The organism is Mesorhizobium sp. STM 4661 (assembly GCF_000359125.1).
Taxonomy (GTDB): Bacteria; Pseudomonadota; Alphaproteobacteria; order Rhizobiales; family Rhizobiaceae; genus Mesorhizobium.
Genome location: NZ_CAAF010000003.1, coordinates 104,984 through 121,015, shown reverse-complemented (window position 1 = coordinate 121,015; position 16,032 = coordinate 104,984). Strand labels below are relative to the sequence as shown.

General features: G+C 64.5%; 11 protein-coding genes and 1 pseudogene. 11 read left to right on the top strand and 1 reads right to left on the bottom strand.

All coding sequences use genetic code 11. The annotated features are described in order from the left end of the window. Positions 1 to 83 precede the first annotated feature (83 nt). Positions 84 to 1,517, top strand: coding sequence for an aldehyde dehydrogenase family protein (locus MESS4_RS00695; protein ID WP_006325306.1), 1,434 nt, complete (start codon positions 84 to 86; stop codon positions 1,515 to 1,517). Between the two features lie 138 nt (positions 1,518 to 1,655). Here MESS4_RS00695 and MESS4_RS31450 read toward each other — a convergent pair whose 3' ends face one another. Beyond that, complete coding sequence (locus MESS4_RS31450; protein WP_081609603.1) at positions 1,656 to 2,117, bottom strand: translation initiation factor 2; 462 nt, start codon at positions 2,115 to 2,117, stop codon at positions 1,656 to 1,658. A 263-nt stretch (positions 2,118 to 2,380) separates the two neighbouring features. Here MESS4_RS31450 and MESS4_RS00690 point away from each other — a divergent pair, with 263 nt between their 5' ends. From MESS4_RS00690 to MESS4_RS00645, 10 genes and pseudogenes are all read left to right on the top strand, one after another. Beyond that, a complete protein-coding gene (locus tag MESS4_RS00690; protein ID WP_006325302.1) occupies positions 2,381 to 2,983 on the top strand; it encodes an ANTAR domain-containing response regulator in 603 nt (200 codons plus the stop codon). Then, complete coding sequence (locus MESS4_RS00685) at positions 2,980 to 4,218, top strand: CmpA/NrtA family ABC transporter substrate-binding protein (protein WP_006325300.1); 1,239 nt, start codon at positions 2,980 to 2,982, stop codon at positions 4,216 to 4,218. The genes MESS4_RS00690 and MESS4_RS00685 overlap by 4 nt, the downstream gene beginning before the upstream one ends. Before the next feature lie 357 nt (positions 4,219 to 4,575). Then, positions 4,576 to 5,892: a CmpA/NrtA family ABC transporter substrate-binding protein gene (locus tag MESS4_RS00680; RefSeq protein WP_006325296.1), complete on the top strand. Its 1,317-nt coding sequence runs from the start codon at positions 4,576 to 4,578 to the stop codon at positions 5,890 to 5,892. A gap of 112 nt (positions 5,893 to 6,004) precedes the next feature. Continuing rightward, positions 6,005 to 6,901, top strand: a complete 897-nt coding sequence (ntrB, locus tag MESS4_RS00675) for a nitrate ABC transporter permease (protein WP_036240378.1) — start codon at positions 6,005 to 6,007, stop codon at positions 6,899 to 6,901. A gap of 11 nt (positions 6,902 to 6,912) precedes the next feature. After that, positions 6,913 to 7,710, top strand: a complete 798-nt coding sequence (locus MESS4_RS00670) for an ABC transporter ATP-binding protein (RefSeq protein WP_006325290.1) — start codon at positions 6,913 to 6,915, stop codon at positions 7,708 to 7,710. Positions 7,711 to 7,714: 4 nt separating this feature from the next. After that, positions 7,715 to 10,165, top strand: a complete 2,451-nt coding sequence (gene nirB, locus MESS4_RS00665) for a nitrite reductase large subunit NirB (protein WP_006325289.1) — start codon at positions 7,715 to 7,717, stop codon at positions 10,163 to 10,165. A gap of 241 nt (positions 10,166 to 10,406) precedes the next feature. Continuing rightward, complete coding sequence (nirD, locus tag MESS4_RS00660) at positions 10,407 to 10,736, top strand: nitrite reductase small subunit NirD (protein ID WP_006325287.1); 330 nt, start codon at positions 10,407 to 10,409, stop codon at positions 10,734 to 10,736. 5 nt (positions 10,737 to 10,741) lie between these two features. Then, positions 10,742 to 13,732, top strand: a complete 2,991-nt coding sequence (locus MESS4_RS31055) for a nitrate reductase (protein WP_006325286.1) — start codon at positions 10,742 to 10,744, stop codon at positions 13,730 to 13,732. 203 nt (positions 13,733 to 13,935) lie between these two features. Next, the gene (locus tag MESS4_RS35095; RefSeq protein WP_006325285.1) at positions 13,936 to 14,421 is read left to right on the top strand and encodes a hypothetical protein; all 486 of its coding nucleotides are present in this window, start codon (positions 13,936 to 13,938) and stop codon (positions 14,419 to 14,421) included. Positions 14,422 to 14,533: 112 nt separating this feature from the next. Then, positions 14,534 to 15,954: pseudogene (locus tag MESS4_RS00645) on the top strand (aldehyde dehydrogenase family protein). Positions 15,955 to 16,032: the final 78 nt, after the last annotated feature.

Sequence of the window (16,032 nt, the reverse complement as noted above, 5' to 3'; positions counted from 1 at the left end):
CTTGGCGCATCGTTATCTCTCGCACGATACGACGACCGATCTCACCACATCTGTGAACTTCGGCGGACCGAAGGAGAGAAACCATGTCACACAATCTGCAATTCTATATCGACGGCGCTTGGGTCGATCCGGTCGTGCCGAACAGTTTCGACGTCATCGACCCCTCCAACGAAGATTCCTTCGCCCAGATCTCGCTCGGCACCAAACCCGATGTCGACAAGGCGGTGGCCGCCGCCAGGCGCGCCTTCAACACCTTCGGGTTTACGGAAGTCGCTGAGCGGCTTGACCTGCTGAACCGCATCATCGCGGTCTACAAGAAGCGCAGCGCCGATCTGGCGCTGGCGGTGTCGCGCGAAATGGGCGCGCCGCGCCAGATGGCGCTGGACAGCCAGGTCGGTATCGGCCTCGCGCACCTGCAGAAGATGGCGCAAGTGCTGAAGCGTTTCGAGTTCCGCCACGTGAAAGGCAACCATCTCGTGGTCAAGGAGCCGATCGGCGTCGTCGGCCTGATCACGCCGTGGAACTGGCCGCTCAATCAGATCACCTGCAAGGTCGGTCCGGCACTTGCCGCCGGCTGCACCATGGTGCTGAAGCCGAGCGAGATCGCGCCGCTCGACGCCATCATCTTCGCCGAGATTTTGGACGAGGCCGGCGTTCCCAAGGGCGTCTTCAACCTCGTCAATGGCGACGGCCCAACCGTCGGCCAGGCGCTCTCCAGCCATCCCGATGTCGACATGATGTCGTTCACCGGCTCGACCCGCGCCGGTATACTGGTAGCCAAGGCCGCCGCCGACACGGTCAAGCGCGTGCACCAGGAACTCGGCGGCAAGTCGGCCAACATATTGTTTCCCGATGTCGACCTGTCGACCGCCGTCAGCAAGGGCGTCGCCGGCTGCTTCAGCAACAGCGGCCAGTCCTGCAACGCGCCGACCCGCATGTTCGTGCCGCGCGACCGCCACGACGAGGCGGCCGGCTATGCCAAGGCGGCGGCGGAAAAGTTCAGCGTCGGCCCCGCCGATGCGCCCGGCTCGAAGCTCGGCCCGGTGGTCAGCCAGATCCAGTTCGACAAGATCCAGGACCTGATCCGGAGCGGCATCGACGAAGGCGCCACGCTGGTGACCGGCGGCCCCGGCCGCCCGGCCGAACTCAACCGCGGCTATTACATCAGGCCGACCGTCTTCGCCGACGTCACCCATGACATGCGCATCGCCAGGGAAGAAATCTTCGGGCCGGTGCTGGCGATCCTGCCTTACGACACGGTCGAACAGGCGATCGAGCAGGCCAACGACACCGTTTACGGCCTGGCCTCCTACATCCAGGCCAAGGACATCCAGAAGGCGCGCGAAGTCGCCGCCCGCATGCGCTCCGGCAACGTCTACATCAACTATCCCCAATGGGACGCCAGCCTGCCGTTCGGCGGCTACAAGCAATCCGGCAACGGCCGCGAATACGCCGAATACGGGCTCGAGGATTTCCTGGAGATCAAGGGCATTGCGGGGTACGAGGCGGCGGAGTAGAGGCGAGGCTGCATCTGCAACTGGGTGATAGTTTCGGCCGTGCTGGTGGCGCCGACTAGGGCGTCATCGGTGCTTGCAATGCCAAGCTGAGCCACAGGCTAGGCCCGGGAGGTTGAGCGGCGCTCATGTGCCTTTTGTTCAGACTCCGGTTCTGGCACCGTTGTCCTTCGGCTGCCGCGGGAGTGGCACTGCGGCCTTGCTGCTCTCGCCGGGGGCGTCGACTGGAACCAGGGTTATGACTGCAGGATTCGGAAAATGATCTAACGTCGCGCCAGTCACCGCATCGACACCGACACCAATCAGGCCTCCAACCAAAATGTTGCCGGCAAGCCCTACAGCACCGTTTCCGCTCATTTTAGTTCCGATGTATATGCTGCCTGGCTTGTACCCTTCCTTCTCGGCAAAGGCAGTGAAGCCTTCTTTTCGGCTTACCTCAACCGTGCAGGGAGACGCAGGGCAAGAATGCCCAAGAGATGTTCTTATCGCGGCATCCGGCGGTTCTGAATTTATGGAAACTTTCTCTGTAGTTCCGCGCACTACCGATGCGCAGCCGGAAACAGCAAGCGCGGCCACCAAGGTGGCAAAAATACTCATCTTCATTTGAAATTCCCCCCAAGACACACATGACGCAACTCATATGCGCACGCAAGGGATCTCCTGAGATAGACACAACTTACAGGTGCAAATCTCAAGACCGCGCGAAGCTGACAGCACTCGTCGCGGCCGCTGCCGCTTAGCCGCCACCTCCGGTGACGCCAAAATCATAGCTACCCATTTCCAGTCTCAGCCTCTATAGGCCGGGCAAGGCATGGCGCCTCGCCTTGCCGCATTGCACAATTCCCTCGCATCAGCAAAATACCGGCATGGTCCGTTCCTCACTCGCCGTTCTGGTGATCGACGAAAACCGCATCCGCGCCTCCATCATCGAGGCCGGCTTGCGCGAGGCCGGGCATGAGCGGGTCACCGTCATTCATGATGTGGCCGGCATTGCGCGGCGCATTGCCGAGATCGAGCCCGACGTCATCGTCATCGATCTTGAAAACCCGAACCGCGACATGCTGGAGAATATGTTCCAGCTGTCGCGCGCGGTGAAGCGGCCGATCGCCATGTTCGTCGACCGCTCCGACCAGGCCTCGATCGAGGCGGCGGTCGATGCCGGCGTGTCGGCCTATGTCGTGGATGGTCTGCGGCAGGAGCGCGTCAAGCCGATCCTCGACATGGCTGTCAGCCGCTTCAATGCATTCTCGCGCATGGCGCGCGAGCTGGAAGAGGCGCGCAGCGAACTGGAGAGCCGCAAGGTGATCGACCGCGCCAAGGGCATATTGATGAAGTCGCGCGGCTTGAGCGAAGAGGCCGCCTACACGCTGCTGCGCAAGACGGCGATGAATCAGAACCGCAAGATCAGCGATATCGCCCAGAGCCTGGTGACCGCCGCCGGGCTGCTCGGGCCGCTGGAGGACGAATGAGCATGAGCCACCAGATCACCGCCGGCTTCATGCCGCTCTTCGACAGCGCCGTGCTGGTCGCGGCCGCCGAGATTGGCTTTGCCGCGCGCGAGGGCATTGATCTCACGCTGCACCGCGAGACCTCATGGGCCAACATCCGCGACCGCATCGCCATCGGCCATTTCCATCTCGCGCATATGCTGGGGCCGATGCCGCTCGCCTGCAATCTGGGGCTGACCCCGCTCGCCTCCGAGACCATCGTGCCGTTCTCGCTTGGGCTCGGCGGCAATTGCGTTACCATCTCCAATGCCTTCTGGGCCGGCATGGTGGCGCATGGCGCCGAGCCCGACCTCGACCCGGCGCGTGCGGGCGCCGCCCTTCGCGCGCTGATCCGCGAGCGGGCGGCGGCTGGGCGCGATCCGCTCCGCTTCGCGGTCGTGCATCCGCATTCCGGGCACAATTACGAACTGCGCTACTGGCTCGCCGCCTGCGGCATCGATCCCACCCGGGAGATCGAGATCGTCATCGTGCCGCCACCTTTCATGGCCGATGCGCTGGCCGCCGGCCGCATCGATGGCTATTGCGTCGGCGAACCCTGGAACAGCGCCTCGGTCGCCGCCGGCACCGGCCACATCGTCACCGTCAAGGCGCTGCTGTGGCGCAACAGCCCGGAAAAGGTGATCGGCGTGCGCAAGGCGTGGGCTGAGCAGAATCCGGAGGCGCTGGCGGCACTGCTGCGCGCGCTGCATCATTCGGCCCGCTGGTGCCAGGATCCGGCCAATCATGGCGAACTGGCCGCTGTCATGGCGCAGCCCGGCTTCCTCGGCCTGCCGCCGGCGGTGCAGATGCCGATCCTGACCGGACGTCTTGATCTCGGCGGCGGCGCGGAGAAGACCATCGACGACTTCTTCCTGCCCTTCGACAAGGCAGCGAACTTTCCCTGGAAGAGCCATGCGCTCTGGTTCTACACGCAGATGGTGCGCTGGGGGCATGTCGCGCACACGCCGGAAAATCTCGCCATCGCCAGGGATTGCTACCGGCCAGACCTCTACCGCTCGGGGCTGAGGCCGCTTGGCGTGGCGCTGCCCGGCGCCAATGCCAAGGTCGAGGGCGCGCTGAAAGCAGCGACTCCGGTCGGTTCGGCCGGGGCAAGCCTGGTGCTCGGTCCTGACGGGTTCTTCGACGGCCAGATCTTCGATCCCGACGAGATCGACGCCTACATTGCCGGCCAGAAATCGGCCCGCACTGACGCCTGATCATTTTCGCGTCATTCTTGTGCATTGCACAAAAATTGTGCGTGCAATTGTGCTAATGAACAATCTTTGGCCTGTCCGGCTGCGGTGCCGGAACGTCTCGATCGGCACGCATCACTGATTCCATTGATATTTTCCCTCTCATCCAAAACTGGCATGGTTCCTGCTTTGCAATAAGGAGGCTCCTCAGGGGTCACGAAACAGGCGTCCAATGGCGGGCGCCACAGGCAAAGCTGCCGCTCAGGTCAACATGCGATCCCGGTCTTTCGGGCGCTAAGACCTGGCCGGCGGCTTTTTTGTTTTGACCGAACACGCAATCGACGGCGCGGATCCCAAGGCCGCGCCCAACCGGAGATGACGATGACGAAACGCATCGAGACACAAGCCCCCCTCACGGGCATCACCCGCCGCGATTTCCTGCGGGCGAGTGCCGCCACCGCGGCAACGCTGGCGGCGGCGCGGGCGTTGCTGCCATCCGGCGCCTATGCGGCTACCGCCATGCCGGAAGTGACCGGCGCCAAGCTCGGCTTCATCGCGCTGACCGATGCGGCGCCGCTGATGATCGCCAAGGAGAAGGGGCTTTTCGAAAAGTTCGGCATGCCCGATGTCGAGGTGCTCAAGCAGGCCTCCTGGGGCGCGACGCGCGACAATCTGATGCTCGGCGGCGAAGCCAACGGCATCGACGGCGCCCATATCCTGACGCCGATGCCCTACCTGATGCACACCGGCAAGGTGACGCAGAACAACCAGCCGCTGCCGATGGCGATCGTGGCGCGGCTCAACTACGACTGCCAGGGCATTTCGGTTGCGCAGGAATATGCCGCCACCGGCGTCGGGCTCGACGCCTCCAGGCTGAAGGAGGCATTCGCCGCCAAGAAGGCTGAAGGCAAGGAAATCAAGGCCGCCATGACCTTCCCGGGCGGCACGCATGACCTCTGGCTGCGCTATTGGCTCGCCGCCGGCGGCATCGATCCCGACAAGGACGTCTCGACCATCGTCGTGCCGCCGCCGCAGATGGTGGCCAACATGAAGGTCGGCAACATGGACGTCTTCTGCGTCGGCGAGCCGTGGAACGAGCAGCTCGTCCACCAGGGCGTCGGCTTCACCGCCGCCACGACAGGCGAATTGTGGAAGGGCCATCCGGAAAAGGCGCTCGGCCTGCGCGCCGCCTTCATCGACAAATACCCGAACGCCACCAAGGCGATCCTGATGGCCGTGATGGCAGCCCAGCAGTGGTGCGAGGCCAAGGAAAACAAGGACGAGATGGCCGCCATCATCGGCAAGCGGCAGTGGATGAACGTGCCGACCGCCGACATCATCGGCCGCCTCAAAGGCGACATCAACTATGGCAATGGCCGCGTCGCCACCGGCACCGACCTCTACATGAAGTTCTGGAAGGGCGGCGTGTCCTATCCCTTCAAGAGCCACGACAGCTGGTTCCTCGCCGAGAATATCCGCTGGGGCAAGTTTGCGCCGACCACCGACATCAAGGCGCTGGTCGATCAGGTCAACCGAGAGGATCTGTGGCGCGAGGCGGCGAAGGATCTCGGCGTCGCGGCAAGCGACATTCCGGCCTCCTCGTCGCGCGGCGTCGAAACCTTCTTCGACGGCAAGACCTTCGATCCGGAGAACCCCTCCGCCTATCTCGACAGCCTGAAGATCAAGGCATCGGCCTGAACGGCGCAAACGGCGCCATGCGCCGTTTGTCGTCCCAAGCGCAACGGCGCCTTCGCGCCGTTGTCGCCTTCAACTCCGTCCCAAAGTGCTGCCCAAGGAGCTTTTCGAAAAGATGTCCATCCAAGCCATCGAGGACACCACGGTGAAGGCGTTCCCCGCGCCGGCCAAACCGGCTGAGGTCATTGCCTTCACCGCCAAGGCGAGACGCCGCTTCGACCCGATCGTCATCGCCGGAAAGCTGGCGAGCGCGCTGGTGCCGCCGGTCATCGTCATCGCCCTCATGCTCGTCGTCTGGCAGATCGCCTGCTCGTCGCCCACAGCCAGCCTGCCGCCCCCCACTCAGGTGTGGAACGAGGCCTACGATCTGATCGCGCATCCGTTCTTCGACAATGGTCCGCAGGATATCGGGCTGGCCTGGCGAGTGCTGATCTCGCTGCAGCGCGTCGCCATCGGCTTCGGCCTGGCTGCAGTCGTCGGCGTCGCGCTCGGCGCGCTGGTCGGCCAGTCGATCTGGGCGATGCGCGGCCTCGACCCGGTGTTCCAGATCCTGCGCACGGTGCCGCCGCTCGCCTGGCTGCCGCTGTCGCTTGCGGCTTTTCGCGATTCCAGCCCGTCGGCGATCTTCGTCATCTTCATCACCTCGATCTGGCCTGTTATCATCAATACCGCAGTCGGCGTCCGCAACATCCCCGAAGACTACCGCAACGTCTCCCGCATCCTCAGGCTCAACCAGTTCGAGTTCTTCATGAAGATCATGGTGCCTGCCGCGGCACCCTACATCTTTACCGGCCTGCGCATCGGCATCGGCCTGTCCTGGCTTGCCATCGTCGCCGCCGAGATGCTGACCGGCGGCGTCGGCATCGGCTTCTTCATCTGGGACGCGTGGAACTCGTCCAGGCTGCCCGACATCATCGTCGCGCTCGCCTATATCGGCGTCACCGGCTTTTGCCTCGACCGCCTGGTCGCGGCGGCCGGCGCCTTCGTCACCCGCGGCACAACGGCAAAGTGAGGAGATGCGTCATGACGACCTATCTGAAACTCGACCATATCGACAAATCCTTCACCCGCGGCGGCCAGGTCAGCGAGGTGCTCAGGGACATAAGGCTGACCATCGACAAGGGCGAATTTGTCTCGATCATCGGCCATTCCGGCTGCGGCAAGTCGACCTTGCTCAACCTGATCGCCGGGCTGACAAAGGTCTCCGCCGGCGCGGTGCTGCTCGAGGACAAGGAGGTCGACAGCCCCGGTCCCGAACGCGCCGTGGTGTTCCAGAACCACAGCCTGCTGCCGTGGCTCACCGTCTACGAGAACATCAATCTGGCGGTGTCCAAGGTTTTCGGCCGCACAAAGAGCCGCACTGAACGGCATGACTGGATCATGCGCAACCTCGATCTCGTGCAGATGGCGCATGCCAGGGACAAGCGCCCGGCTGAGATTTCGGGCGGCATGAAGCAACGCGTCGGCATTGCGCGCGCGCTAGCCATGGAGCCGAAGATCCTGCTGCTCGACGAGCCCTTTGGTGCGCTCGACGCGCTAACCCGCGCCCATCTGCAGGACGCGGTGATGGACATCCATTCGAGGCTGGGCTCGACGACGATCATGATCACCCACGATGTCGACGAGGCGGTGCTGCTCTCCGACCGCATCGTCATGATGACCAACGGTCCGGCGGCGACCATCGGCGAGGTGCTTGCCGTGCCGCTCGCCCGCCCGCGTCGGCGCGTCGAGCTTTCCTCCGACCGCACTTTCCTGCGCTGCCGCGAGGCGGTGCTGAAGTTCCTCTACGAACGCCACCGCTTCGTCGAAGCCGCGGAGTAACGCCATGACCGAAAAACTCGTCATCATCGGCAATGGCATGGCCCCCGGGCGGATGCTGGAGCACCTCTTCGAACAGGCGCCCGGTCGCTACCAGGTCACCATCTTCAACGCCGAGCCGCGGGTCAATTACGACCGCATCATGCTGTCGCCGGTGCTGTCCGGCGAAAAGGCCTTTGAGGAAATCATCATCCACGGCGACGGCTGGTACATCGCCAACGGCATCACCCTCTACAAGGGCCACAGAATAGTCGCCATCGACCGGACGGCAAAGACCGTCACCTCCGACCACGGCGTCACCGAGCCCTACGACAAGCTGGTCATCGCCACCGGCTCGGTGCCGTTCATCATTCCGGTGCCTGGCCACGATCTGCCCGGCGTACTGACCTATCGCGATCTCGACGATGTGCAGGCGATGCTGCTCGCAGCCCAGTCGCGCGCTAAGGCCGTTGTCATCGGCGGCGGCCTGCTCGGGCTGGAGGCCGCGGCCGGCTTGAACGCGCAAGGCATGGACGTCACCGTGCTGCATGTCATGCCGACGCTGATGGAGCGCCAGCTCGATCCGGCCGCCGGCTACCTGCTGCAGCGCGCGGTGGAACAGCGCGGCATCAAGGTCATCACCAAGGCCAACACCCAAGCGATCACCGGCGTCGGCAAGGTCGAGCAGGTCGAACTCGCCGACGGAACCGTCATTCCGGCGACGCTCGTCGTCATGGCGGTGGGGATCAGGCCGAATTCGGCGCTGGCCAAACAGGCCGGCATTGCCGTCAATCGCGGCATCGTTGTCGACGCCGGCATGCGCAGCAACGATCCCGACATCTACGCGCTCGGCGAATGCGCCGAGGTCAACGGCATGGTCTACGGGCTGGTCGCCCCCCTCTACGAGATGGCGCGTGTCGCAGCCCACCAGCTGGCCGGCAACGAGGCGGCGGCCTTCGTCCATATGGACACGCCGACCAAGCTCAAGGTCACCGGCATCGACCTGTTCTCGCTCGGCGACTTCGCCGAGGGCGAGGACCGCCAGGAGATCGTGCTGCGCGATGCCGCGGCCGGCGTCTACAAGCGCCTCGTGCTCAAGGACGATCGCATCATCGGCACCGTACTCTATGGCGAGACGGGCGACGGGGCCTGGTTCAACGACCTCAAGAAGAAGCAGACCGACATTTCCGAAATGCGCGACACGCTCATCTTCGGCCAGTCCTACCAGGGGGGTGCCCCGCTGGACCCTATGGCGGCCGTTGCAGCCTTGCCGGATGATGCGGAAGTCTGCGGCTGCAACGGCGTCTGCAAGGGAAAGATCACCGGCGCGATCACGGGCAAGGGCCTGACCTCTCTCGACGATGTCAGGGCACACACCAAGGCGTCCGCCTCCTGCGGCTCCTGCACCGGGCTGGTCGAGAAGCTGATGGTGCTGACCATCGGCGACAAATACAATCCGGCCGCCGTCCAGCCGATGTGCGGCTGCACCACGCACGGCCATGACGAGGTCCGCCGGTTGATCATGGCCAAGAGCCTGAAGACCATTCCCGCCGTCATGCAGGAGCTGGAATGGACGACCTCCTGCGGCTGCGCCAAATGCCGGCCGGCGCTCAACTACTATCTCGTCTGCGACTGGCCGAACGAGTACGCCGACGACTACCAGTCGCGCTTCGTCAACGAGCGCGTCCACGCCAACATCCAGAAGGACGGCACCTATTCGGTGGTGCCGCGCATGTGGGGCGGCGTCACCAACGCCGCCGAACTGCGCGCCATCGCCGATGTCGTCGACAAGTTCGAAATCCCGATGGTCAAGGTCACCGGCGGCCAGCGCATCGACATGCTGGGCATCCGCAAGCAGGACCTGCCGGCGGTATGGGCCGATCTCGGCCAGGCCGGCTTCGTTTCCGGCCATGCCTATGCCAAGGGCCTGCGCACGGTGAAGACCTGCGTCGGTTCGGACTGGTGCCGCTTCGGCACGCAGGATTCGACCGGCCTGGGCATCCGCATCGAGAAATTCATGTGGGGCTCGTGGACCCCGGCCAAGGTCAAGATGGCGGTGTCTGGCTGCCCCCGGAACTGCGCCGAGGCGACCTGCAAGGATGTCGGCGTCATCTGCGTCGACAGTGGTTACGAGATCCACTTCGCGGGTGCGGCCGGCCTCGACATCAAGGGCACCGAGGTGCTCGGCCTGGTGAAGTCAGAAGACGAGGCGCTGGAGCATATCGTGGCGCTGACGCAGATGTATCGCGAGCAGGGCCGCTATCTCGAGCGCATCTACAAATGGGCCAAACGCATCGGCATCCCTGAGATCAAGCGCCAGATCATGGACGATGCCGGCAAGCGCAAGGCCTATTACGAGCGCTTCGTTTTCAGCCAGAAATTCGCCCAGGTCGATCCGTGGTCGGAGCGAGTCTCCGGCAAGGACAAGCACGAATTCCAGCCGATGGCTTCGGTCGGGTTTGCAGAGGCGGCGGAGTGATGGAGACGTTTGCGCCATCCACCCTGTCGGCGTCCAGTCGTTCGGCCCCCCTCTGGCCTACCGGCCATCTCCCCCTCAAGGGGGGAGATTTTCTCTCGCAACGGCTTTCGCCAGTCTCGAACGTCTCACGATGGGCGGGAGGGTCGAAGCTGCCAATCTCCCCCCTTGAGGGGGAGATGGCCGGCAGGCCAGAGGGGGGTGGCTGGGCGAATTCAGATCGAGCAAATGCGGGGAAGTCCATATGAACTGGATCGCCATAGGCACGCTCTCCGACATCCCCCGCCGTGGCGCGCGCTGCGTCGACACCCCCGAGGGAAAAATCGCCGTCTTCCGCACGGCGGACGATCAGGTCTACGCCATCGACGACCATTGCCCGCACAAAGGCGGGCCGCTCAGCCAGGGCATCGTCCATGGCACTGCGGTGACCTGTCCCTTGCACAATTGGGTGATCTCGCTGGAAACCGGCAAGGCGCTCGGTGCCGACGACGGCGCGGTGCGCACTATTCCGGTCAGGATCGAAGGCGAGCTTCTGTTCATTGCGCTGGAAGCGCTGGCCAGCCGCGCGGCCTGAACACAATGGCAACAGGCGAAGCGCGCGAGGTGAGGACCACCTGCCCCTATTGCGGGGTGGGCTGCGGCGTGCTGGCGAAGGTCGCCGCGGACGGGCAAGTAACCGTCCGCGGCGACCCCGACCATCCCGCGAATTTCGGCCGGCTTTGCTCCAAGGGTTCCGCACTTGCCGAGACCATCGATCTTGACGGCAGGCTGCTCCATCCCGAAATCCACGGCCACCGCGCCGGCTGGGACGAGACGCTCGACCACGTCGCCTCGACCTTCTCGCAAACCATCGCCGAGCACGGCCCCGACGCGGTCGCCTTCTACGTCTCCGGACAGTTGCTGACCGAGGACTATTACGTCGCCAACAAGCTGATGAAAGGGTTCATCGGCTCGGCCAACATCGACACCAATTCGCGCCTGTGCATGGCCTCTTCGGTCGCCGGCCACCGCCGCGCGTTCGGCTCCGACACGGTGCCGGGCAATTACGAGGATCTGGAGCTTGCCGACCTGATCGTGCTGGTCGGCTCCAATCTCGCCTGGTGCCATCCCGTGCTCTACCAGCGCATCGCGGCGGCACGCGAAAAACGGCCGCAGATGAAGGTGGTGCTGGTCGACCCGCGCCGCACCATGACATCTGATATCGCCGACATGCATCTGGCGATCGCGCCGGATGGCGACGTTGCCTTGTTTACCGGGCTGCTGGCTTATCTCGGCCAGCATAACGCGCTCGACCGCGCCTATATCACGGCACACACGACCGGCTTCGGGCAAGCTCTTTTCGCCGCCTCGAAGCTCGACCTTGCCGGCATCGCCGCCGCCACGGGCCTCGGCGAGGACGAGCTTGGCCGCTTCTACAGCCTGTTTGCGGGAACCGCGAAGACGGTGACCGTCTACAGCCAGGGCGTCAACCAGTCGTCCTCGGGCACCGACAAGGTCAACGCCATCATCAACTGCCATCTCGCCACCGGCCGTGTCGGCAAGCCCGGCGCCGGGCCGTTTTCGGTGACCGGCCAGCCCAACGCGATGGGCGGCCGCGAGGTCGGCGGCATGGCCAATATGTTGGCCGCCCATATGGAGATCGAAAACCCCGAGCATCGCGACCGTGTGCAGCGCTTCTGGAAGGTGCCGGCGGTCGCGCAGAAGCCCGGCCTGAAAGCGGTCGAGATGTTCAAGGCGGTGGCCGACGGGCGCTTCAAGGCACTGTGGATCATGGCCACCAACCCGGTCGATTCGATGCCCGATGCCGATGTCGTCGAGGCGGCGATCAAGGCCTGCCCTTTCGTCGTGGTGTCGGACGTATTGGCGAGCACCGATACGGTCCGCCACGCCCATGTCCGGCTGCCCGCCGCCGCCTGGGGCGAAAAGGACGGCACCGTCACCAATTCGGAGCGCCGCATCTCGCGCCAGCGGGCGTTCCTGGGCCTACCCGGCGAGGCAAGGCCCGACTGGTGGATTGTCGTGGAAGTGGCGAGGCGAATGGGTTTCGGCGAGGCGTTTTCGCATGCGTCGGCGGCGGGGATTTTTGCCGAGCACGCAGCGCTGTCGGGCTTCGAGAATGACGGCGCGCGGGATTTCGATATCGGCGCCTATGCCGACATTGATGCTGAGGCCTACGCGGATTTGGCGCCGTTCCAGTGGCCAGCACCGGCCTTACCCTCCCCCTTGAGGGGAGGGTCGGAGAGCGCGTTGAGCGAAGCGAAACAAGCGAGCCGGGGTGGGGTCGGTGGTGAAGGCTCGGCCTTTACGACCCGCCCCAACGAGGCCGAGGCCGTCGCAGACGACCGCCTCTGGCCTGCCGGCCATCTCCCCCGCAAGGGGGGAGATCGGCTATCACCACGGCCTTCGCCAATATCCAATGCTGCAAGGGGAGAGCCGGCGCCAAAGCTGCCAATCTCCCCCCTTGCGGGGGAGATGGCCGGCAGGCCAGAGGGGGGTGCTCAGGCTGGAAGTGAGACAGACTTGGGTATTCAGGCAAGACGTGCCTCACCCAGCACCCGCTTCTTCGCCAACGGCAACTTCTACACACCCGGCCGCAAGGCGCGCTTCATCGCTGTCCGCCCAACCGTCGAAACCCGCACCAGCCCGGACTATCCGCTGATCCTCAACACCGGCCGCGTTCGCGACCACTGGCACACCATGACGCGCACCGGCAAGAGCCCGCGCCTGTCCCAGCACATCGCCGAGCCCTTCGTCGAAATCCACCCGGCCGATGCGCAGCGCTTCGGTATCGGCGACGCCGACATCGTGCGGATCTCGACCGTTCATGGCCAAGCGCTGCTGCGCGCGCTGGTGACAGCGCGGCAGCGGCCGGGTTCGGTGTTCGTGCCGATGCACTGGACGGATCAGTTCGCCGCGCGGGCGCGCGTCGATGCGCTGGTCGCTCCGGTTACCGATGCGATTTCAGGTCAGCCGGCCTCGAAGAACGGTGCCGCGCGCATGGAACGCTTCGCTGCCGCTGCCTTCGGCTTCGCCGTGCTTGCCGAACGGCCGGCTTCGATCGATGCCGATTACTGGAGCCTTGCCCGCTGCGCCGCCGGCTGGCGCCTCGAGCTTGCGCTGCAAGCCGGCCGGGACTGGACGGTGTTCGCCGCCTCGCTCTTCGGCGACGACGCGCAAGGCGAGACGCTCGCCTATCATGACGCTGCCGGAGGGCACTATCGCTTCGCCCGCTTTGCAGGCCGCCGGCTGATCGGCGCGCTCTATCTGGCGCCAGGGCCGGTCGCGGTATCGCGCAGCTGGGCCGTGGAGCAGTTGGGCGCGGACCATGCCGACCGGCGCGGGCGGCCGGCGATCGTTGCCGGGCGACCGGGCGGCAACGGCGTCAACCGCGGCGCCATCGTCTGCTCCTGTTTCGGAATTGGCGCCAATCAGATCGCGGAGGCGGTGCGCGGCGGCTGCGCCAGCGTCGAGGGAATCGGCGCCGCGCTGGGTGCCGGCACCAATTGCGGCTCCTGCCGCGCCGAGATCAGGGCCATTGTCGATGCGCGCCGCCTGCAAGCGGCGGAGTGAATGCACCTGCCGCTGAATTTTCTGCGGCCAGGAACGGTTCTGCCATGAAGGCAATTTCCGAAAGCCTGGTCACCGCGCTCCCCCCAACGCTTACCAGCCATTTACAAACGGTGGGCTACCAACGTTCCTGTTCGATTCGCCTGCGCATAACCTCCGAAAATCGGATTTTCGGAAAGGATCATGCGCAAATCAAAAGGAACAACATGAGCAAGGCCCTCACTTCATTCGCATTGGTCGCCGTGCTGACGGCTTTGCTGATGGCGCTGAGCCTGGCGGTGGCCAGGCATGGCTATCCCTATGGCGCGATCGGCGCCAAACGCCTGGACGACATGGCCGACGTCGGGATTTTCATCCCGCTTGCCGCGGTCTATTTCTTCAGTGCGCTGCTGATGATGATCCTGCCCATCAGGGCGGCCGGCATCGTTCTGACAAATGCCGCCGATGCCATCTTCTGGACGGTGATCGTGTTGTTCGCGACCATCATCGGCTGCCTCGCCGCCAGATGGGCTTTCGGTCAGAGCGGCGTCCTGACGGCGCTGCTGAACTGGCGCTTTCTGTTCGTCGCGGCCGTCGTGGCATGCCATCTCTTCATGAATGAGCTGCGCCGCAACATCCTGCTGAGAAGCCTGTTCTTTGTCGTTTTCGCCGCGGCGACGCTGGCCTGCCTGTTCTGGTCTTTCGCAGTGTGAGCTATGTGCAGCACATGCCTGTCGAACAGCAGAACTTTACCGTCCGGCGGCCTTGCGGTGTGGTGGCCAGTGGTCCAGATAGACGGCAACCGAACGGCTAGGAAACTGCGACATGACCCTGTTTCGAAAGAATCTCATCGATGGCGAGTGGGTGGGCGAGCCCGGTTCCCGCAACATCAATCCATCCAATACCGGCGATGTCGTCGGCGAGTATGCTTCCGCCGGCGCCGAGCAGGCCCGGCAAGCCATCGCGGCGGCGAAAGCGGCGTTTGCGGCATGGTCGCGTTCCGGCCCTCTGAGGAAGGCATCGGACGAGATCACCGCGCGGAAAGATGAAATCGGCCGGTCCCTGGCGCGCGAGGAAGGCAAGACGCTGGCCGAGGGTATTGGCGAGACCGTGCGCGCCGCCCAGATATTCGATTTCTTCGCCGGCGAGACGCTGCGCCTGTCGGGCGAACTGGTGCCGAGCGTGCGTCCGGGCGTCGGTGTCGAGATCACGCGCGAAGCGGTCGGCGTCGTCGGCATCATCACGCCATGGAATTTCCCGATCGCCATCCCGGCGTGGAAGATCGCTCCGGCACTTGCCCACGGCAACACCATCGTTTTCAAGCCGGCCGAACTGGTCCCCGAGAGCGCCTGGACCATTGTCGACATCCTGCATCGCGCCGGCCTGCCCAAGGGCGTGCTCAACCTCGTCATGGGCAAGGGTTCAGTGGTGGCCAGGCCATGCTCGACAGCCCCGACCTCAATGCCATCACCTTCACCGGCTCGGTCGGTACCGGCAAACGGGTCGCCGCGGCAAGCGTCGAGCACATGCGCAAGTTCCAGCTCGAAATGGGCGGCAAGAACCCGCTCGTCGTGCTCGACGATGCCGACCTCGGCACGGCCGTCGACTGCGCGCTCAACGGCGCCTTCTTCTCGACCGGCCAGCGCTGCACGGCATCGTCCCGGCTGGTCGTGACCGAGGGCATTCACGACCGCTTCGTCGCGGCGCTGAAGGACCGCATGAGCAAGCTGGTCGTCGGCGATGCCCTCGATGCGAAGACCCAGATCGGTCCCGTCGTCGACGACAGCCAGCTGAAACAGGATGAGGATTACATTGCCCTCGGCCGCAAGGAAGGCGCCGATCTCGCTTTTGGCGGCGAGCGGCTCGATCGCGAAACCCCCGGCTTCTACCTGCGGCCCGCGCTGTTCACCGGAGCCAGCAACGCGATGCGCATTTCACGCGAGGAGATCTTCGGGCCTGTCGCCAGCGTCATCCGTGTCAAGGACTATGATGAGGCGCTCGCCGTGGCCAACGACACGCCGTTCGGGCTGACCTCGGGCATCTGCACCTCGAGCCTCAAGCACGCCACGCATTTCAAGCGCAATTCGGAGGCTGGCATGGTGATGGTCAACCTGCCGACGGCAGGCGTCGACTTCCATGTCCCCTTCGGCGGCCGCAAGGGATCGAGCTACGGCCCGCGCGAACAGGGCCGCTACGCGGCGGAATTCTACACCACCGTGAAAACCGCCTATACATTTGCCGGCTAATCAGAGTCAGAAAGTATCGCGCACGGATCAGGCAGGTCGGAAGACATTCAAAATGCCGGCCTGACTTGGCTCGCCGCA

What these genes read in the sequence shown, in the direction of transcription:
- MESS4_RS00695 (WP_006325306.1), top strand. Translation starts at nt 84, where the DNA reads ATGTCACACAATCTGCAATTCTATATCGACGGCGCTTGGGTCGATCCG.
- MESS4_RS31450 (WP_081609603.1), bottom strand. Translation starts at nt 2,117, where the DNA reads ATGAAGATGAGTATTTTTGCCACCTTGGTGGCCGCGCTTGCTGTTTCC.
- MESS4_RS00690 (WP_006325302.1), top strand. Translation starts at nt 2,381, where the DNA reads ATGGTCCGTTCCTCACTCGCCGTTCTGGTGATCGACGAAAACCGCATC.
- MESS4_RS00685 (WP_006325300.1), top strand. Translation starts at nt 2,980, where the DNA reads ATGAGCATGAGCCACCAGATCACCGCCGGCTTCATGCCGCTCTTCGAC.
- MESS4_RS00680 (WP_006325296.1), top strand. Translation starts at nt 4,576, where the DNA reads ATGACGAAACGCATCGAGACACAAGCCCCCCTCACGGGCATCACCCGC.
- ntrB (WP_036240378.1), top strand. Translation starts at nt 6,005, where the DNA reads ATGTCCATCCAAGCCATCGAGGACACCACGGTGAAGGCGTTCCCCGCG.
- MESS4_RS00670 (WP_006325290.1), top strand. Translation starts at nt 6,913, where the DNA reads ATGACGACCTATCTGAAACTCGACCATATCGACAAATCCTTCACCCGC.
- nirB (WP_006325289.1), top strand. Translation starts at nt 7,715, where the DNA reads ATGACCGAAAAACTCGTCATCATCGGCAATGGCATGGCCCCCGGGCGG.
- nirD (WP_006325287.1), top strand. Translation starts at nt 10,407, where the DNA reads ATGAACTGGATCGCCATAGGCACGCTCTCCGACATCCCCCGCCGTGGC.
- MESS4_RS31055 (WP_006325286.1), top strand. Translation starts at nt 10,742, where the DNA reads ATGGCAACAGGCGAAGCGCGCGAGGTGAGGACCACCTGCCCCTATTGC.
- MESS4_RS35095 (WP_006325285.1), top strand. Translation starts at nt 13,936, where the DNA reads ATGAGCAAGGCCCTCACTTCATTCGCATTGGTCGCCGTGCTGACGGCT.